15 protein-coding genes and 1 riboswitch are annotated in these 18,664 nt (G+C 72.4%); of the genes, 4 read left to right on the top strand and 11 right to left on the bottom strand.

Going from position 1 to position 18,664, the window contains the following annotated elements; genetic code table 11:
- Nucleotides 1-4: 4 nt before the first annotated feature.
- The 6 genes from AB0C28_RS25455 to AB0C28_RS25430 form a co-directional block, all read right to left on the bottom strand.
- Entirely contained in the window at nucleotides 5-1,126 is a 1,122-nt protein-coding gene (locus AB0C28_RS25455; RefSeq protein ID WP_357851933.1) for a glycosyltransferase family 4 protein, read from the bottom strand.
- Entirely contained in the window at nucleotides 1,123-2,574 is a 1,452-nt protein-coding gene (locus AB0C28_RS25450; protein ID WP_358077907.1) for a M48 family metallopeptidase, read from the bottom strand. Before AB0C28_RS25450 ends, AB0C28_RS25455 begins: the two co-directional genes overlap by 4 nt.
- Nucleotides 2,575-2,585: 11 nt before the next feature.
- On the bottom strand, nucleotides 2,586-3,485 hold the full coding sequence (locus AB0C28_RS25445) for a hypothetical protein (RefSeq protein WP_358077904.1): 900 nt from the start codon (nucleotides 3,483-3,485) through the stop codon (nucleotides 2,586-2,588).
- A 286-nt stretch (nucleotides 3,486-3,771) separates the two neighbouring features.
- Nucleotides 3,772-4,293, bottom strand: a complete 522-nt coding sequence (locus AB0C28_RS25440; RefSeq protein WP_357851924.1) for a C40 family peptidase — start codon at nucleotides 4,291-4,293, stop codon at nucleotides 3,772-3,774.
- Nucleotides 4,294-4,366: 73 nt separating this feature from the next.
- A riboswitch (cyclic di-AMP (ydaO/yuaA leader) is annotated at nucleotides 4,367-4,532 on the bottom strand.
- Nucleotides 4,533-5,067: 535 nt separating this feature from the next.
- Nucleotides 5,068-6,042 carry a C40 family peptidase gene (locus AB0C28_RS25435; protein ID WP_357851921.1) on the bottom strand — a complete coding sequence of 325 codons (975 nt, stop codon included), beginning with the start codon at nucleotides 6,040-6,042 and terminating at the stop codon, nucleotides 5,068-5,070.
- Between the two features lie 83 nt (nucleotides 6,043-6,125).
- Complete coding sequence (locus AB0C28_RS25430) at nucleotides 6,126-7,448, bottom strand: NYN domain-containing protein (RefSeq protein WP_357851918.1); 1,323 nt, start codon at nucleotides 7,446-7,448, stop codon at nucleotides 6,126-6,128.
- Between the two features lie 144 nt (nucleotides 7,449-7,592).
- Here AB0C28_RS25430 and AB0C28_RS25425 point away from each other — a divergent pair, with 144 nt between their 5' ends.
- The gene (locus AB0C28_RS25425; protein ID WP_357851915.1) at nucleotides 7,593-8,669 is read left to right on the top strand and encodes a phosphotransferase family protein; all 1,077 of its coding nucleotides are present in this window, start codon (nucleotides 7,593-7,595) and stop codon (nucleotides 8,667-8,669) included.
- Here the strand turns inward: AB0C28_RS25425 and AB0C28_RS25420 are convergent.
- A complete protein-coding gene (locus tag AB0C28_RS25420) occupies nucleotides 8,651-9,334 on the bottom strand; it encodes a response regulator transcription factor (RefSeq protein ID WP_357851912.1) in 684 nt (227 codons plus the stop codon). The genes AB0C28_RS25425 and AB0C28_RS25420 overlap by 19 nt on opposite strands.
- Complete coding sequence (locus tag AB0C28_RS25415) at nucleotides 9,331-10,584, bottom strand: histidine kinase (RefSeq protein WP_358077901.1); 1,254 nt, start codon at nucleotides 10,582-10,584, stop codon at nucleotides 9,331-9,333. The genes AB0C28_RS25420 and AB0C28_RS25415 overlap by 4 nt, the downstream gene beginning before the upstream one ends.
- Before the next feature lie 103 nt (nucleotides 10,585-10,687).
- On the opposite strand from AB0C28_RS25415, the gene AB0C28_RS25410 reads away from it, so the two are divergent.
- The 3 genes from AB0C28_RS25410 to AB0C28_RS25400 all read left to right on the top strand — a co-directional run bounded on the left by AB0C28_RS25410 (nucleotide 10,688) and on the right by AB0C28_RS25400 (nucleotide 13,181).
- The gene (locus tag AB0C28_RS25410) at nucleotides 10,688-10,915 is read left to right on the top strand and encodes a hypothetical protein (RefSeq protein WP_357851906.1); all 228 of its coding nucleotides are present in this window, start codon (nucleotides 10,688-10,690) and stop codon (nucleotides 10,913-10,915) included.
- Nucleotides 10,915-11,406 (top strand): PH domain-containing protein, encoded by a 492-nt coding sequence (locus AB0C28_RS25405; RefSeq protein WP_357851903.1) that lies wholly within the window; start codon nucleotides 10,915-10,917, stop codon nucleotides 11,404-11,406. Before AB0C28_RS25410 ends, AB0C28_RS25405 begins: the two co-directional genes overlap by 1 nt.
- A 245-nt stretch (nucleotides 11,407-11,651) precedes the next feature.
- Nucleotides 11,652-13,181 (top strand): PH domain-containing protein, encoded by a 1,530-nt coding sequence (locus AB0C28_RS25400; protein ID WP_358077899.1) that lies wholly within the window; start codon nucleotides 11,652-11,654, stop codon nucleotides 13,179-13,181.
- A gap of 655 nt (nucleotides 13,182-13,836) precedes the next feature.
- Here AB0C28_RS25400 and AB0C28_RS25395 read toward each other — a convergent pair.
- From AB0C28_RS25395 to AB0C28_RS25385, 3 genes are all read right to left on the bottom strand, one after another.
- On the bottom strand, nucleotides 13,837-15,609 hold the full coding sequence (locus tag AB0C28_RS25395) for a hypothetical protein (protein WP_357851897.1): 1,773 nt from the start codon (nucleotides 15,607-15,609) through the stop codon (nucleotides 13,837-13,839).
- A gap of 78 nt (nucleotides 15,610-15,687) precedes the next feature.
- Nucleotides 15,688-17,133, bottom strand: a complete 1,446-nt coding sequence (locus AB0C28_RS25390) for a serine/threonine-protein kinase (RefSeq protein ID WP_357851894.1) — start codon at nucleotides 17,131-17,133, stop codon at nucleotides 15,688-15,690.
- On the bottom strand, nucleotides 17,123-18,625 hold the full coding sequence (locus tag AB0C28_RS25385) for a serine/threonine-protein kinase (RefSeq protein WP_357851891.1): 1,503 nt from the start codon (nucleotides 18,623-18,625) through the stop codon (nucleotides 17,123-17,125). Before AB0C28_RS25385 ends, AB0C28_RS25390 begins: the two co-directional genes overlap by 11 nt.
- Nucleotides 18,626-18,664: the final 39 nt, after the last annotated feature.

Here is an 18,664-nt window from a genome sequence, read left to right as displayed (position 1 = left end):
GGGGCTAGAGCAAAGCGTGGAAGCGGGCGGCCACCTGGTCCCAGGCCCACTCGCGGGTGATCCAGTCGCGCCCGCCCCGGCCCAGCTTGCGGGCCTTGGCGGGGTCGCTCAGCAGCTCCACGACGGCCTGGGCCACCTCTCCCGTGTTCTCGCCGTCGACCACGAGCCCGGTGTCGCCGGGCCGCACCGCGTCCGGCGCGCCGCCGGACGCGCCCGCCACCACAGGCAGCCCGCTCGCGGACGCCTCCAGGAACACGATCCCGAGCCCCTCCACGTCCACCCCTTTCAGCCGGGTACGGCACGGCATCGCGAACACGTCCGCCACCGCGTAGTAGCCGGGCAGGCTCGCCGCCGGAACCGTGCCGGTGAACCTGATCGACTCCCGCCCGGCCGCCAGGCGCTCCAGCGTCCGCCGGTACGGGCCACCGCCCACGAGCAGCAGCACCGCGTCCGGCACCGAGCGCAGCACGTGGGGCCAGGCTCTGATGAGCTGGTCCTGGCCCTTGCGCGGCACCAGGCGCGACACGCACACGACCACGGGCCGGCCGGCCAGGCCGAGCGCGGCCCGCAGACCGGGCGGGGCCGCGCCGGGGTGGAACTGCTCGACGTCCACGCCGGGCGCGAGCCGGACGAGCTTGGCCTCCGGAACGGCGGCGATCAGCCGTTCGCGGGTGTAGTCGCCGAGGTAGGTCACGACGTCGGCGTGCGCGCCGATCCTGCGCAGCACCGAGCGGAAGCCCGGCGCGCTCGCCCACGACGCCTCGTGGCCGTGGGTGAGCATCACCACGCGCCGCGCGCCGGCCGCGCGCAGGCGGGGGGCGAGCAGCCCGAGCGGGGCCGCCGCCCCGAACACGACGGTCCGCGCGCCGTGCTCGGCCACGAGCCCGGCCGCCGTGCGGGCGACGGCCGGGGTGGGCAGCATCAGCCGCGTCGGATGCCGGACCACCTGGTACGGCTGGCGCCGGTCGAACTCCGCGCAGCCCGGCCAGGCGGGGGCGTAGACCACCGCGTCCCGCGTACGCAGCGCCAGCCCGTGCACGAACGACTGGATGCCGCCCGGCCTGGGCGGGAAGTCGTTCGTGACGAAGAGCACGCTGTGCGGCCGGCCGCTCGCGGGGTGGGTCACGGTCGCCGGACGCCGTTCAGCTCGGCCCAGGCGCGGGCCAGCGCGATGCGCTGGGGGGCGGAGGGATGGGAGGCATAGAGCACATATTCCACCGCATCCGGCGACAAGTCGGAAATATTGGTCAATGCGAGGCGTTTCTGCATGGCCACGAACGTGGCCGGGTCCCGCGTGAGGTCGAGCGCGTGCGTGTCGGCCCTGGCCTCGACGTGCCGGCTGATCAGGTTCTGGGCGGGGCCGAGGAGCACCGAGCCGAGGGTGATCAGGCCCATGAGCGCGCCGGCCGCGCGGGGGTCGGTGATCGAGGTGACGCCGGTGCGCCGCCGTACCGTGCCGAACAGCAGGAACAGCACGATCACGCCCAGCCCCGACCCGAGCGCGCCGAGAAGCGTGCCGTGCAGCACGTCGTCGTGCTTGGCGTGGCCGAGCTCATGCGCGACGACCAGCGCGACCTCGCGCTCGGGCGCCCGCAGCAGCGTGTCGTAGACGACGATGCGCCGGGTGGCGCCGAAGCCGGACACGTACGCGTTGAGCGCCGTCGTCCTGCGCGAGGCGTCGGCCACCAGCACGTCCTCGACCGGCACCCGGTCGCGCTCGGCCAGCTCAAGCAGCTCGGTGCGGAGCGGGCCCGGCCGCATCGGGGTGAAGTCGTTGAAGATCGGCTCGAACACCACCGGATAGACGAACGACGCCGCCACCGTCAGCGCGAACGCGCCCGCCGCCGCCGGGATCCACCAGCGCCTGACCCTGCGGGCCAGCGCCATCAGGGCCAGCAGCATCACGCAGAGCAGGAACGCCTCCACGCCCATGCTCTTCAGCCGGTCCCCCGCCCAGCTCGACCAGTTCTGGACCGACAGGCCGTAGTCGCGCAGGATCGTCTCGTACCAGACGCCCAGCGGCCACCTGACCAGCTCGGTGATCGCGGTGATCAGCACGACGCCGAGGATCACCCGCAGCCACCACGGGCCTTTCAGCCGCCCTGTCACCTTCGCGCCGAACGGGGTGGCGACGAGGAGGCCGGCGAAGACGAGCGTGAGGGCGAGCGAGAGGTAGGCGGGCAGGCTGGTGGCCGCGTCGAACGCGCGCGCCTTCGCGATCTGGGCGGCGGTGAAGTCGCGGGACGGGTCCGGCGGGCCGCCGATCAGCGCCTGCCACGGCGTGCTGAACACGGCCACGGCCAGGACGGCGAGGCCGAGCAGCACGAGCGTGATCGCCGCCGGCCGCCTGAGGCCGCTGTCGGAATCCGGCTCCCGCTCCCCCACAGCTCCCTCCTCCCCTCCGTCCGGCCTGTCACGCGTCTCTCCAGACCCTGGGCTGGGCCCTGGGGCGGGTTCCGGGGCGGGGGTGGTGTCGCCGGGGCCGGGTGGGTTCGTGGCGGTCACCGCCGTCGTGGCGCCGTCCGGGGGCTCGTCCTGCCTCGGTGAGTCCTCCGTGTCCTGCCGTTCGCTCATCTGGCTCCCCTTCACCCGAGCTGATCCCGCACGTACGCGCGCCACCGTGCCGTCAGTGTGGCGGCCGTGAGTCCTCGCGCGGCGAGCGCCCGGTCGGCGCCGGTCGTCCTGGCCGCGCGGTAGAGCCTCACCAGGGTCTCCTCGCCGAACCGGTCGGCGAGGAAGCGACACGCCAGCCACGCCTCCTGGTACGCGCGCGCCGGCCGCGCCGGGTCCCGGCCGTCCGCCGCGAAGTCCGCGGGGCCGGGCAGCGCGTCCGGCAGGCGTCCCGCGCGTACCTCGGCGGCCAGTTCGGCGGCGATGGTCGTCACGGGCAGCCCGGCGTCGCGGTAGCCCACGTAGTCGGCGAACCCTTCGTACAGCCAGATCGGGAGCCCGTCGGTGCCCGCTGTGACGTGGGTAAGCTCGTGGGCGAGCACCACGTCCTTGCCGGTGGGGGTGAGGGTGGCGAAGAGCTCGGGAACGACGATCACGCGCCCGCCGTCGGCCAGCGCGGCCAGCCCGTCGACCCGGGCCACCCGCGCCAGGCGGGCGGCGTCCCGGGCGGAGTCCGGCACGATCACCAGCGGGCGCACCGGCCGGCCGAGCACCCGGGCGACCCTGAGCCCGGCCCTGTCGGCCCTCGCCGCCAGCTCCTCCAGCCCGTCGCCACCGCTGCCGTCGCCGTCCTTGCCGCCGCCCTTGTCGTCGCCTGCAGCGCCGCGGGCGTCTTCACCGCCGCTGCCGCCACCGCTGCCGTCGCCGGGGCCCACGACCGTGGAGAGCCGTCCGCGGCGGATCACCGTGCCGCGGCCCGGCCAGAGGTCGCGCGCCTCCGGGGGAAGGATCGGGGAGTCGTGGAGCGGCGCGCCGCCGGAGGCGATGAGCAGCAGGCAGGCCACCACGGCTCGTCGGCTCACCTGCTCGGACACGAAGCCCGATCGTAGCCGGACCCGCACGGACTTCATCCCGGCCGATCCGCCGCCGCCCACGCGGGCCGGTCCACACCGCCGTTCCGGCCGCCCGGCCCCACAGGGTGACACGGACGTGCCATGGGGATCCTGAACGTGCCCTGGCGTGCCTCGCGGGTGGCCGTAGGTGCGCCGTGAGGGCCGGGGACGGGCCGGGGGCGGCCCTGGACGTGTGAGAGGCGCCTTGGACGTGCGAGAGCCCCGTCCGGATCCGGGAAGGCTTTCCGTGGATCCGGGCGGGGCTTCTTCACATGCCGGGACGGACCGCGCCGACGAATGACGACCGGCGCCAACCGCCCAGCTTGTCGATGCGCACCCGTTCGCCTGTCCGAGGCGAGTGGATCATCTTGCCCTTGCCGACGTACATGCCGACGTGGCCGAGCCCGTTGAAGAACATGAGATCACCGGGCTTCAACCGCCGCCAGGAGATCTTGTTCCTGATGCGGGCGAACTGGCTGCTCGCCACCCGCGGGAGCTTCACTCCGGCTCTCTTCCAGGCGAACTGGACGAGACCGGAGCAGTCAAACGAACCAGGTCCTGTGGCTCCGTATCGGTACGGGTCACCGATCTGGTTCTTGGCCACGGCGACGGCCTTGCGGGCCTTCGTTTGCTGCCGAGCGACCTTGGCTGCCCTTCGCTGGGCGGCCGTGACCTTCTTCGAGGTCTTGGCGGTGGTTTCCGCCTTCACCGTCGTGACGGTCGATTCGCTCGTCGTCTCCGCCTGAGCCGTTGGGGCAAGGAGGATGGAACCTCCGGCCGTCACGGTCATGGTGAGCGCTACGCCACTCAGGGCAAGGCGGGACAGACGGGGGTTATGCAGGGAGCTGGACAGGATTTCTCCTTGTGTCTTCCACGAACGCCTACCGGGTTAGCTGACGGATTCGGGCCTGGAAGTCGCCCTACGGCGCGATAAGCGCGCCGATTCACCCCTGATCCCTGGGGAAACGTGGGATCGCTGGGTCCCCGGCTCCGTGCCTCCTGGCTGCACGGATTCGGCAGGTCGAAGCCCCGATGAAATGACATGGGGATATCGGGGAACGACCGGCGGATTTCTATCTGTCGCACATCGAGAGGGGACCGATGCGGGTTCGCGGGGCCATGGCTTGTGCACCGCGACGACGCCAGAAGCTACGCCGAAAGTTCAAGGATCGGCAAAGCGTGAGCCCGGCTGTAAAGATCAGACAGAGGACTTTGTCAGATTCGAAACCCCTGCTGGAACACCAGGTTATGTTATGGAAGTGTGACCCTGCTCACACTTGAGCGGGCCCAAGATTGTCAGGTCCAAGTTGTCGCTTATGTCACAGATTTCCCGTTTAAATCACGCGTTCGGGACCTGGGAGCGCTCCCGAGGCTTGTGCCCGCCTTAAGGGAGGGTCACGGCAGATTTCCGGATATGTACGGCGGCGGCCGTAGGCATCAACACAGGCCACAAGGCATTCCAGAACGCGACTCCGTCTCACGAACGATGATCCATAGTAGGATGAGGCAGAAAAAATCCCGCCGCCGGCCGAGAGCGGCCGGACGGCGGGATCGGAAACCGGCGCTACGGACGCACGGCCCCCACCAGCGTGCTGCCGTACGACGAGAGCTTGACCACCTTGACGACGTCACCCGTCTGCGGCGCGTGCACGATCTGCCCGTTGCCCGCGTAGATGCTGACGTGCCCGAGCCCCGCGCTGAAGATGAGGTCACCGGGCTGCAGCGACTTGAGGTCCACCTTGCGGTTGGCTCCCCACGCCCACTGCTGCCACGTCGTACGGGGCAGCGAGACCCCGGCCGCCCGCCAGGCCGCCTGGGTCAGCCCCGAGCAGTCGTACGAGCTCGGCCCCGTGGCACCGAACCGGTACGGCTTGCCCACCTGTGCGAACGCGAACCGCAGCACCGCCGCCGCGCTGCCGGAGGCGGGGCCGGTGTACTTCAGGCCCACGCTGTTGGGGTTGCCCGGGTTGTAGGCCCCCAGCTTCTCCAGCAGCTTCTTCTGATCCTTGATCAGCTTGAGGATCTCCGCGCGTTCCTTCTCGACGCCGTCGCGCTCCTTGTCGGCGTCCTGCAGCGCCTTCTGCGCCTTGCCCCGCTCGACCTTCAGGCCCCGGTTCTCCCGGTCGAAGGCCGCCAGCTTCTCGGCCTTCTCCTGCGAGACCTGCCCGGCCAGGGCCAGCCCGGCGAGCATGTCCTGCGGGTTGGGCGCGCCGAAGATGCCGGGCCACGAGGTGACGTCGTTGCCGGCCTGGTAGCTGGAGACCGCCATGCCGACGACCTCGGCCCGCAGGTCCGCGACCGTGGCCAGCTTGCGCTTGTAGCTCGCGTTGAGCTCGCCGTACGTGGACTTGGCCTTCTTGTAGCGCTCGGTCGCCGTGTTGTAGCGGTCGACGACCTTGTCGGCCTTGTCGTTGAGCTTGTCGAGCTTGGCCTTCGCCTGCGCGAGCGTGGGTTTGGGGTCAGCTGTGGCCGCCCCCATGGGGATCAGCATCAGCCCGAACGCGAGACCCGTGGCCACCGGCACCCGGCCAAACCTCACTTTGTCGCCTCCCAGGGATTATATCTGGGGCGAAATAGTACAGAAGTGGCGGGTGTGGTTCGACTAAACCGCCATTTCGTAACTTAGGCGCGACCGAGCCTGCGCAGCAGCAAACCCGACGGAACGGGTCTGGCTCCCATCCGCCGGACGGACTCGGCGACCTCGCGGTCCGACGACACCACGGCGATGGCCCGGCCCGGCGGTTCGGCGCGGACGAGCTGGCGGATGAGGTCGTCGGCGATCTCCCCGGGGGCGCTGAACAGCACCCGTACGCCGCGAGGGGCCACCACCTGCACGGGGGCGTTGAGCTCGGCCCCGTCGAAGACCACGGTCACCTCGACCCTGGTCTGCGCCACCAGCCCGCCGAGCCCGGTCATGAGCCGGTTGCGCTGGTCGGCGAGGGTGAGGGTGCCGTAGCCGGTCTTGGTGACGTTGTAGCCGTCGATGATCAGGTGCACCTGGGGCAGGGCGAGCAGCTGGTCGAGCAGCTGCGGGTCGTCGTCGGCCAGGGCCCGCGCGGGGACGCCGCGCACGCCGGGGCGCTCGCCGGTGACCGCCGCGACCGAGTCGGCGGGCCGGCTGATCGTGGTGGGCAGGGCCAGCTCGCGGCGCAGCCCGGCCGAGGCGTCCTGCAGCGCGTCGAGCAGCACGCGTACGCGGGCGTCCTCGATGCTCCTGCCCTCGCGGGCGGCCCGGCGCGAGGCTTCGAGCTGTTTCTCCACGTCGGCCAGCCGCTCGCGCAGCCGGCGCAGCTCGGACTCGCCCGCGCTGCCCGCGGCGCTGGCGGCGTGCCTGGCCTCCTCGGCGGCCTGCTCCATCTCCTCGGCGCGCCGCACCGCGCCCTTCGCCCGCTCGCGGGCGTCGTGCAGCTTGCGGCGCAGGTCGGAGTTCTCGGCGCGGGCCGCCCTGATCTGCTCGCGCAGCCGGTCGGCCTCCTCCTTGGCGGCGGTCTTCTGCGTGGCCAGCTGCTCGCGCAGCCGGGCCACCACCTCCTCGCGCTCCGAGCCCTCGGCCGCGACGGCGGAGCGCTCCAGGTCGGCGCGGGCGGTCTCGATCATCTCCTCCCAGCCGGGCGGCCGGGTGAGATAGGCCGCCGCGGCCACGAGCACGGGATCGGCGGCGGGCGGCACGTTGCCCTCGGCCAGCGAGGCGACCAGCTCGGGCCAGCCTGCGGCCACCGACTCGGCGACCAGCTCGCGGAACTTCTTGTCGTTCTCCAGCTGCGCCGCGATGGGCGCGCTGCCGAGTTTGGCCCGTTTGCGGGACTCGAACTTGGCGATGCCGCGCAGGGGCGGCGGCACGGAGGCAGCGGGCATCGTCCCGAGGACCTGAGAGGCCAGATCGACCACGTTGAGCCGCACCTGCTCGGGAAGCGGGCGAGACAGGCCTTCACCCGCTGAACTCATCCCACTTGTCCCTTCGTGACATGCCCTTTCAGACAAGGGTACGGCTGTTGCGTACCTGACCGTAACGACCACTCCTATATGGACAAGCGCTTGCTAGGCGGTATACGACTGTCGAAGGGCAGATGTCCATCCGGGAGGCCCGTCGTGACGGAGCAGATGCGCACCTCCACCCGTGACCTGGAAGAACTGCGCCGGCGCGCCACCGTGTGGCTCCGGTCCAAGGTCGGCGACAGCGCCACGGTGTCCGAGATGTCCAGGCCGTCGGAGAACGGCATGTCGAGCGAGACACTGTTCTTCACCGCCACCTGGAACGGGCACGCCACACGCTGCGTGGCCAGGCTCGCACCTGCTCGGGAAGCCGTTCCCGTCTTCCCCTCGTACGACCTGGAGTCCCAATTCGCCATCATGCGCCTGGCCAGGGAAAAAGCTGGGATCCCAGCGCCGCGCACCCTATGGTTCGAGCCGGACCCAGGGCCGCTCGGCACACCGTTCATCGTCATGGAGCGGGCCGACGGCGAGGTGCCGGCGGACGTGATGCCGTACACGTTCGGCGGCTGGCTGTACGACGCCTCCGCCGAGGACCGGCGCCGGTTGCAGGACGGCAGTGTGGCCGTGCTGGCCGCGCTGCACCGGACCGCGTTCACGCCGGCCGAGTTGGCCCCGTTCGGCGCTCCGGGGCTGCGCGCGCACGTCGACGCGCAGCGCGCCTACTACGAATGGGCGCACGGCGCGTACCGCATCCCGCTGCTGGAGCGGGCGTTCGACCGGCTGGAGCGGCTCTGGCCGGACGATCCCGGCCCCGACGTGCTGCTCTGGGGGGACGCCAGGATCGGCAACCTGATGTTCCAGGACTTCACGCCGGTCGCGGTGTTCGACTGGGAGATGGCCGCCGTGGGGCCGTGCGAGCTGGACCTGTCCTGGATGATCTTCTTACACCGCTTCTTCCAGGACCTCACCGCCGGTGCCGGCCTGCCCGGCATGCCGGACTTCATGCGCGCGGAAGACGTCTGCCGCACCTATGCGAACCTGACCGGGCACGAGCCGCGCCACCTGCACTTCTACGAGCTGTACGCCGCCCTGCGCCACGGCATCGTCATGGCCAGGATCTGGCAGCGCAGGATCCACTTCGGCGAGCAGACCAGGCCGGACGACCCCGACGACATGGTGTTGCACCGGGCCACCATCGAGGAGCTGCTGGCCGGCTACGAACCCGCGTCGTAGACGAGCAGCGCCACCTGGACCCGGTTGTTGAGCTCCAGCTTGGTCAGGATCCGCGAGACGTGCGCCTTGACCGTGGGCACGCTCATGAACAGCTCACGCCCGATCTCGGCGTTGGACCTGCCCTGACCGACGGCCATGGCGACCTCGCGCTCCCGCTCGCTCAGCCGGTCGAGCAGCTTCCTGGAGCGCTGGGCGCGCTCGTCGGCGCCGCCGTCGGACACGTGGGTGATGAGCTGCCTGGTCACCGCCGGCGACAGGATCGGCTCGCCCGAGGCCACCTTCCTGATCGCCTGCACCAGGTCGCCCGGCGCGATGTCCTTCAGCAGGAACCCGGCCGCCCCCGCGCGCAGCGCCCGCAGCACCTGGGCGTCGGCGTGGAACGTGGTCAGCACCACCACCTCGGGCGGCGCGGCCCTGCGGCGCAGCGTCTCGGTGGCGGTGAGCCCATCGATGCCGGGCATGCGGATGTCCATCAGCACCACGTCGGGCCGGTGCTCGGCCACCAGGGGCGGCACCTCGGAGCCGTCACCGGCCTCCGCGACGATCTCGATGTCGGCCACGCCGCCGAGGATCATCGACAGCCCGGCGCGCACCATCGCGTCGTCGTCCACGATCAGCACCCTGACGGGCGGCGCGCCGGCCTGCTCTCCAGCGGGCGTGCTCATGTGTCGTCCTCCCGAGTCGTCTCCACCGGCCACGGCAGCCAGGCGCGTACCACGAACTCCCCCTGCGGCGTCGCGCCGTGCTCAAGCCGGCCGCCCGCGAGCTCGGCCCGCTCGGTCAGCCCGATCAGCCCGGCCCCCGCGCCCGGGATGCGGCCGGGAAAGCGCGCGGACTGGCGTGCCCACAAGGGGTTGCTCACCTCCACCGACAGCTCCTTGCCCGGCTCGCCCGTCACGGCGACGCGCACCGGCGCCCCGCCGGCGTGCTTGCGCGCGTTGGTGAGCGCCTCCTGCACGATGCGGTAGAGATTACGGCCGAGCCCCTCGGGCGTGCCGGAGACCCGCAGGTCGAGCCGGACGTCCATGCCCGCGTGGCGGCACTCCTCGACCAGCGAGGGCAGGTCGGCGAGCGTGGGCTGCGGCCGGTCGGGCACCACGTCGTCGCCGTCGGGGGCGGAGTGGCGCAGCACGCCGATCACCTCGCGCAGGTCCTGCAGCGCCAGGTGGGCGTTGGTCCTGATGGCCCCGGCCGCCCTGGCGATCTCGGCCGCGGGCGCGTCGGGCCGGAACTCCAGCGCGCCCGCGTGCAGGCTGAGCATCGAGATGCGGTGGGCCAGCACGTCATGCATCTCCCTGGCGATGCGCTCGCGCTCCAGCCGCTTGGCCTCCTCGGCGGCGCCGTCGGCGCGCTGCCTGAGCGACCAGACGAGCTGGCGCCTGGCCCTGACCACGACGCCCCAGGCGAAGATGGCCAGCACGGCCGCCACGCCGAACGCCGCCGCCCAGCCCTTCTCCACGTCGGTGGGCGGCCGCAGGGCGACGTAGGGGGCCAGGGTGAGCAGGTTGAACAGGGTGATCGGCCCCGACACCTTGAACGGCCGGTGCACCGCCACCGTGAACAGCGCCACCACCGCGGCACCGCCGGCCAGCTCCAGATAGGACGAGAGCAGGGCGCTCACCACCGCGAGCGCGACCGGCCACCTGCGCCGCAGCCACACCGACACGCACGACAGCGCGCCCGTCACCTGCTCGGCCGCCATCAGCGCGTTCGGCTGGTCCTGGGCGTCGAGCTCCACCAGGGAGTAGAAGGTCAGGGCGCAGGCGAACAGGAACATGGCGGTGTCGACGATCCAGTCACGGGTCGAGCGCCGCACCCGCCTGCCCGTGCTGCCGTCGCCGAGCAGCACCGACGGCAGCGCCCACCGGTATTCGGGGGCGCGGAGGCCGTCTTCCAGCGGTCGCGTCACGTTCATCGAGGTTACGGCCTGTCCGGGCGCGGCGACAGCGACCAAAGTCGGTGTCCGCGCAGACCTCCGGCGGACGCGGGGACGGTGCCGGCGCGATGAGACTGACGGCATGCAAGCGGCATTGACGGCAATCGGCTGGCTGCTGCTCCTCCAAGGGGCAGGCGGCCTGATCAACTCGCTGCTGGGCTGGTGGTGGTGGGCGCGCGACCTGCTCGTGGTCAACCTCCTTCCCGTGCTGCGGGGATATGAGGTGTTCGTCTCCATCGTGCTCGGCGTGCTCGGCTTCGTGCTGCTCGCCGTCAGAGCGTCCGCGAAGCGGGCGGAGGAGGAGGGATGATGAGCGCGACCACGTTGCGGCCGCCGCGGCACCGGGCCGATCCGCGGGCGGTGGGGTGGTGGACGGTGCAGTGGCTGATCCTCATGGTGCCGGTGGCGGGGGCGGCCGTGGTGGCGTACTGGTTCCTGACGGAGCGGCCGCTCTGGCTGGGGGTCATGGCCGCGGTGTTCGCGGCGGGCTGCCTGCTGCTGGCCGTGGTGGCGCCGCGGGCGGCGTACCGGGTGGAGCGGTGGGAGGTCACCGACCAGGCGGTCTACACGCGCAAGGGCTGGCTGACGCACACCTGGCGGGTCGCGCCGATGTCGCGCATCCAGCGGGTGGACACCGCGAGGGGGCCGGTCCAGCGGTTGTTCGGGCTGGCGGACGTGACGGTGACGACGGCGTCGTCGGCGGGGGCGGTCAAGATCGAGGCGCTGGACCACGAGGTGGCCGCCGACCTGGCCGAACGCCTGACCGCGCTCACCCACGCCACGCAAGGGGACGCGACGTGACCACCCACCGGCACACCACGACCGCCCGCTCTCCGGGCCATGAAGCCGGACCCACCGCGGGGGCCGGCATCGGGTTCACGACCGACGCCGACGCGGGTCTCACGGCAGCGGCCGGCGGCGCTGCCGAGGTCAGCGGCACTGCGGAAGCGGGCGGCGCGGCCGAATTGGATGGCGCGCCGGAATCGAATGGCGCGGCAGAACCCGGGGACGTGACCCAAGCCGGCCGCGTGATCGAAGTCGGGGGTGTGGCTGAGCTTGGAGGGGGTGAGTGGCGGCGGCTGGCGGGGCGGAGTCCGTGGGCGTCGGGGGTGAAGTCGCTGGCCCTCGTGGCAGGCGCGGCGGCCGGGATCCTGCGGTTCCTGACCGGCCGGGACTGGCCGTTCTGGGGGATCGTGGCGGTCTGCGCGGGCGCGGCGGTGCTGATCGTCGCCGGCGTGGCCGCGTACGACGTGCTCCGGCTGCGCGCGGCCCGCTGGCGGATCACCCCCGAGCGCCTGGAACTGCGCTCCGGCATCACCACCCGGCGGCACCGCTCGGTCCCGCGCGACCGGGTGCGCAGCGTCGACCTGCGGGCCGACCCCGTACGCAGGGCGTTCGGCCTGACCGTGGTCAGGGTCGGCACGGGCGAGCAGGCGGGCGACGACACCGAACTCGTCCTCGACCCTCTCGGCAGGCGCGAGGCCGAGGCCCTGCGCCGTGTCCTGCTGCACCAGGGCGAGCCGGCCGAGCGGGCGGACGGGCCGCTGGCGGAGCTGCGCTGGTCGTGGATCAGGTACGCGCCGCTGTCGGTGTGGACCTTCACCGGCGCGGCGGCGGTGCTCGGCGCGCTGTACAAGGCGCTCGACGCGTTCGGGCTGAAGAAGGTCACCGGCAGGGTGGCGGCCGGCGTGTGGGACTGGGTGGTGACGCTGCCGCTGCTCGCGGTGCCCGTGCTGCTGGCGGCCAACCTGCTCGCCGGGACGCTGGGCGCGGTCCTGCTGTTCGCCGAGTCGTGGGGCCGCTACCGCCTCGAACGCGAGCCTGGCCGGCTCCGGGTCCGGCGCGGCCTGCTGACCACCCGCTCCCTCACCCTGGAGGAACGCAGGCTGCGCGGGGTGGAGATCGGCGAGCCGCTCCTGCTTCGGCTGGGCGGCGGGGCCAGGGTCAGGACCGTCGCCACCGGGCTGGGCACGTCGAAAGGCGACGAGAACGAGGACGCCGCCGCGCTCACCCCGCCGCTCCCCCGCGCCCTGGCCTGGCGGATCGCCGCCCTGGTCGCCGGCGCGGGGCTGCCCGCGCTGACGCCGCACCCGCCGGCCGCGCGGCACAGGCGGATCGTCAGGGCGGTGGTGGTGACGGCCCTGATGACGGCGCTACTGACGGCTCTGGCGTCGGTCGCGACTCTGGGAACGGCCGCTTGGGCGGCATCGGCCAAGGACTGGCTGGACGGCTGGGGCTGGGTGGTGCCCGTGATGGTGCCCGTGATGGTGCTGGCGTACGGGCTGTGGCTGGCGGTGGCGGGCGCCGCGAGCCTGGGACACGCGCTGAGCTCCCGGCATCTGGTCGTCAGGCGAGGCGCCGTGGCCAGGCGGACGGTCGCGCTGGAACGCAGGGGCATCGCGGGCTGGACGATCACCGAGTCGTACTTCCAGCGGCGGGCCGGGCTGGTGACCGTGCGCGCCACGACGGCGGCGGGCAAGGGTCACTACGAGGTGGTGGACGTGGGCCGCGGCGACGGGCTCGACCTGGCCGATCGGGCGGTGCCGGGGTTGCTCGCGCCGTTCCTCAACCGGTGATCGCCGTTCCTCAACCCGTGATCGTTGTTCCTGAGCCGGTGATCGCTGTTCCTCAACCGATGATCGTGCTCCTGAGCCGGTGATCGCCGGTCCCGGTCCGGTGATCACCGGACCGGGACCGAGGAAAGCCCGGCCAGGATCCGGGCGATAGTGGGAGCCGCGCGATCCCCCATGGCTTGCCCATGCCCCTGTACTGGACAAACGTCATCGCGCGGCTCAAGTGCTTGCAGATATAACGGTATTTGTCCCGCTTGCAACCGGGTTGCAGCCTCATTAACCGTTGACGCATGTCTCCAGTCAGGGAGATGATCCAGCCCGTGTCGACTGGAGCGGCGCTGGCTTGCCGCGCCCTCACCTGCCGCGCCCTCACCTGCCGCGCCGGCGGCCGTACGATCAGGCCAAGAGCGGCCGACGCGACGACCGGCGCGCGTACTCGCTGGTCTGGCCGGACGCTGTTCGGCCCGCCGCTGCCGCGCGGCAGCGCTGGTCGCGGCGGTCGTGGGCGCCGCCCTGCTGGTCGGCCTGCCGGCGGCGGCGCTGGTGTCGGAGCTGCTGCTGCGCGGCATCCGCGTGGAACGTCTCCGCGACGCCCCGCCTGATGAGCCAGTCTGCTCTCCCCGTCCGAGGGGACCGCCCGAGTTGACCGGCGGCGCGGCTAGTCGCCCGCGGGATGGTCGGCCAGGGCCTGTAGGTAGGCCTTGGCCAGGGTGAGCGCGCCCGGCATGGCCTCCTTCTCCGGCATGAGCTCGACCTTGGGCGAGTTGGTCGCCTCCCCCTCGGGCCGCTGGTGGCCGGAGTAGTCGACCCGGACCACCACCGCGCCCTCGCGGATGACGATCGAGCCGCTGGCCGCGGCGACGTCGCCGTTCCTGGTCTGCACGTACTGCTGGTACGCCTGGTCGCCCAGCCCCTCGGCCTCGCTCAGCGGGCCCCACTTGATGTTGCCCAGGGAGGAGCCCCCGGTGGTCTTGGCGCGGCCGTACCCGCTGGCGTAGTACGACTTGGCCGCGGTCTCGTCCACCGCACCCGCCCGGTTCGTGAACCTATGGACGGTGATCAGCGCGCTGCGGATCTTCTTCTGGCCGTCGCCGCCGGGCACGTCGAGGTTGAGCCAGCGGCACTCGGTCTGGTTGTCGGCGCCGGCCTGGGTGCCGCGCGCCCGGGTGGTCGGCTGGGGCACGAGCCGCGTGGCCGTCTCCGTCACGGCGCCGCAGTCGGCGGGGAAGGAGGCCAGCACGGTCGGCGAGGGGGTCGGCTCGGCGCTCGGCGAGACCGTGGCCTCGGCCGACTTCTCCGCCTTGGCCAGCACGCCGGGATTGCGGGCCTGCCAGGCGGCCACGCCCTTGGCGAAGTGCCCGGCCAGGCCGCTCACCTCGCGGATGGCGTTCTCCTCGGTGACGGCCTGGGTGCTCTCGTTGGACAGGATCTGGGAGTCCTTGCGCTGCTGGCCGGCCTGGAACTTGACCTCGATCGTCATGTCGCCGACGCGGGCGTGGGCGGTGCCGTAGGCGTACCAGAGGAGTTTGCCGTCGCGGCGCCAGGTGTACTGGGCGAAGGCGTCGTCGCCGACGCCGGGGATGTCCTTGACCGGGGAGATGTACTGCTTCTCGTCGGGGTCGAGTGACGGGGTGGCGGTGGCGCCGAACTTGCCGCCGCGGTATTCGATCTCGTAGGAGTTCTGGGCCATCGCCCGGCCGGTCTTGGCACCCTCGCCCTTGTGCTGCTCGATCCTGACGTCGATCTCCCTGCTGCGCCAGTACTCGCCGTACGAGATGCGTTGGTTGATCCAGTTGCAGATGAAGTCGATCGTGTAGTCGCTCTCCCTGGAGCGCTTTGCCACGGTGGCGCCGGGTACCAGCCGGTCGGCCTCGTCCGGCGGCAGCATGGCGCACACGTCGGGTGCCGCCGCGGCCGGAGCCGTTCCCGCGGGTGAGGACGGCGCGGCGGTCGGGGGCGCGCTCGCGCCCGTGACCTTGCCGTAGAGGAGGTAGGCGCCCACGCCTCCCGCGGCGACCAGCACGACGAGGGCGGCGGCGAGCGTGGGCATGAGCCAGACGGGCCTCGCCCGCCGTGGCGGGCCCGGCGTGGGCGGCACGGTCGGGGGGAGGGTCGGGGCCATGCCGGGGGCGTCGTACGGATGGCCTGGCGTCTGGTACGGCGAGCCCGGCGGCGGATACTGCCCCGCCTGCTGCGGGTACTGCCCTCCGGGCGGCGGATACTGCCCTCCCGGCGGGTACGACCCGCCGGGCGTCTGATAGGCCGCGTCCTGCGGCTGTCCCCCTGGGGTCTGGTACGGCGAGTGCGGCTGTCCCCCTGAGTACGGCGGCTGCCCGCCGGGCGTCTGGTAGGGCGTGTTCGGTGGCTGGGACGGCCTGCCGGGCTGCTGGTAGGGGGTGGTCGGCGGCTCGAACTCGCTACCGGGATTCACGGGGACTCCTGGGGTTGCCCTGACTTGCGGTGGAACATGCTAGTCATGCCCCTTGCAAGGTGCTTGCAGGATCGGGGCTCACTTCGGCAGTGCCGCGAAGACGATCCGGGCGGCGGCGATCGCCGTGTCCTTGTCCGCCGGGACCTTCCGCGTCACTTCCTCACGGTGCCAGATCACTTCGCCCAGCAGGTTACTCGTTCGGAAAAGCAGCACGCTGTCCGATTTACCGGTTTCGGTGGAGTTGATGTAGAACTCGAAGGCGTTCTGGATGATGGCCGCCTCCCCCAGGCCCTCGACCTCCCTGACCTTGCCGTGTGAGGTCCGCAGGGACGTGCCCTCCGCCGCCGCCCTGGTGCTCCGCTCGCTGGTGAAGCGGCGCTGAGCCACCTCCGGCCCGCCGAGATCCTGCGTGGGCCGCTCGGCCCAGGCGCGCACGATGAGGCGGTTGCCCCTGCCGGAGTCGGAGCTCAGCTGCCACTGGCACTCGCCTGGCCGGGTGGAGGCGCGTTCGACGGCGCCCTTCATGAGCCGGGCGGCCTCGGCGTCGCCGAGCAGGGTGCACGGGTCGGGCGCGGCGGCGTACCGGCCGGTGTCCTGGGACGGGCCGCCGAGCGCGGAGGCCGCGTACCAGCCGCCCGCGCCCAGCACGACGACGGCGGCGATCACGGCGGCCCACGTGGCGCGGCGGCGGGAGCGTCCCGAGCCCCCGGCGGCGCCGGCCAGCCTGGTCAGCTCCGCGCGAACCTGGGCGGCGGTGGGACGGGCCGCCGGGTCCTTGGCCAGCATGGCCATCAGCAGCCCGCCCAGGTCGCGGCCCGCCCTTGCGGGGAAGGGCGGCTGGTGCAGCAGCACCGCCGCCGCGACGGCGGCGGGCAGCTCCCGCTCGAACGGCGCGCGCCCCTCCACCGCCGTGTAGAGGCTGGCGCCCAGCGACCACAGGTCGGACGACGGGCCGGACGGCTGCTCGTTGAGCCGTTCCGGGGCCATGTAGCCGGGCGAGCCCGCGCTGCCGAACCGGTCGCCCTGCCCGCCCATCGGCGTGGCGATGCCGAAGTCGGTGAGCATGGCCGAGCCGTCGGCGTCGAGCAGGATGTTGGCCGGCTTGACGTCCTGGTGCAGCATGCCGTGGGCGTGGGCGACCTCCAGCGCCGACAGCACCCGCAGCCCGACCTGGGCGACGAACCGCGCCGGCAGCGGCCCGCTCTCCTTGATCACCTTGTCGAGCGAGCGGCCGGTGACCAGGTCCATGATGATCCACGGCTGGTCGCCTTCGAGGACGACGTCGTGCACGAGCACGATGGCCGGGTCACGCAGCCGCCCGGCCGACCTCGCCTCGTGGATGGCCAGGTCGGCGAACGCGGCCCGCTCGCGCGGACCCATGCCCTGCGGCACCCGGACCTGCTTGACGGCGACCTGCCGGTCGAGGGTCTCGTCGATGGCCCGCCACACCGTGCCCGCGCCGCCCTGCCCGAGCCGCTCGATCAGCCGGTAACGGCCGGCCAGCAGGTAGAGGTCACCCGGCATCGCGCAACGTCCGCTCGCTCGCCTGCGCGGCTCTCAGGGCCGAGCGCTTGACGTCCTCGTCGGTCGGCCGGTCGGCCAGGGTGGTGTATTCGACGCTCACCACGAGGTTGGCCAGCCGGTAGTAGACGTGGGCGGAGTGGACGCGGCCGGTCGAGCCCTTCAGCTCGAAGCCGAACGCCTCCTCCCCCAGGCCGGCGATGTCGTGCAGCGGGGTGCGCCGGGCCCGCTCCTTGTTCTTCACCCCGATCTCGGGCCAGGTCCAGTCGATGTCATCGTATTTCGCCCAGTAACGCTTCTGGTTGCGGAAGAGCGCGCGGGCCGAGGCGGCGGTCATCGACCAGGGGTCGACGGTGTCGGAGTCCTTCTGCACCTGTACGCCCACACCGGTGCCCTGGGCCGGCCAGCCGCACTTGGGGCCCACGGCGTCGGAGCCGGGCTGGGCCTTGGGCGGGCTCTGGGTGCGCAGCAGGCCGCCCACCTCCGCCGCGCCGAGCAGCGTGCACACGTCCATCGGCACGTCGAACGCCGCGGGCGGCGTGCTCTCCTGCTCCCTGAGCAGGAAGAACGCGCCGGTGGCGGCCACGAGGAGCACCACCACGACGGCGGCCGCCCACAGCGCGAACCTGCCGCGGCCGCGCACCTTGGTGGGCGCGGTCGTGTCGGCGCCGGCGGGCAGTTGCGGCGCCGGGCCGCCGGCGGCGACCTGCCTGAGCGCCTGTACGGCCACCCGCGCGTCGGGACGGGCCCCTGGCTGGGGCGCCATCATCGCGGCCACCAGGGGGCCGAGCGGCCCAGGCACGACGGGCACCGGCCGCGTGAGCGTGTCGCGCACGCGCTGGGCCACCGACCCCTCGAAGGCGGGCGCGCCGGTCAGCGCGACGTAGAGGGTGGCGCCGAGCGACCACAGGTCGCTGGCCGGGCCGCCGGGATGGCCTTCCAGCCGCTCTGGCGCGATGAACCCGGGCGAGCCGATCATCAGGCCCTGCTCGGTCAGCGTGGCCTGGCCCTCCTGCCTGGCGATGCCGAAGTCGGTGAGCACCACCCGGCCGCTCTCGGTCAGGAAGACGTTGCCCGGCTTGACGTCGCGGTGCTGCAGGCCCTGGGCGTGGGCCACGCTGAGGGCCTCCAGCACGTCGGCCCCGATCCTGGCGGCATGCGCGGGCGGCATGGGGCCGAACTCGCGTACGGTCTCGGCCAGCGTGCGGCCCCGCAGCAGCTCCATGACCAGCCACGGCCGGTCCTGCTCGACCACGACGTCGTGCAGCGCCACGATGCCGGGATGGCGCAGCCGCGCGGTGGCCTGCGCCTCGCGCACCGCTCTGGTCACCGATTGTGACCGGTCCTTGGGTGCCATGCCCTCGGGCAGGGTGAGCTCCTTGACCGCGACCTCGCGGTCGAGCATCTCATCCCTCGCGAGCCAGACCTTCCCCATGCCGCCCGCGCCGAGCGGGCGTTGCAGGGCGTAGCGGCCGGCGAGTCTTCCCGAGGACATAAAGGGAAGGGTAACTAATCGCCAAGAGGGGTGGTGACT

It is taken from the genome of Nonomuraea sp. NPDC048892 (genome assembly GCF_040649735.1).
GTDB classification, from domain to species: domain Bacteria; phylum Actinomycetota; class Actinomycetes; order Streptosporangiales; family Streptosporangiaceae; genus Nonomuraea; species Nonomuraea maheshkhaliensis.
The sequence above is the reverse complement of the archived record's forward strand: the minus strand, read 5'-3'. Positions and strand labels throughout refer to the sequence as shown.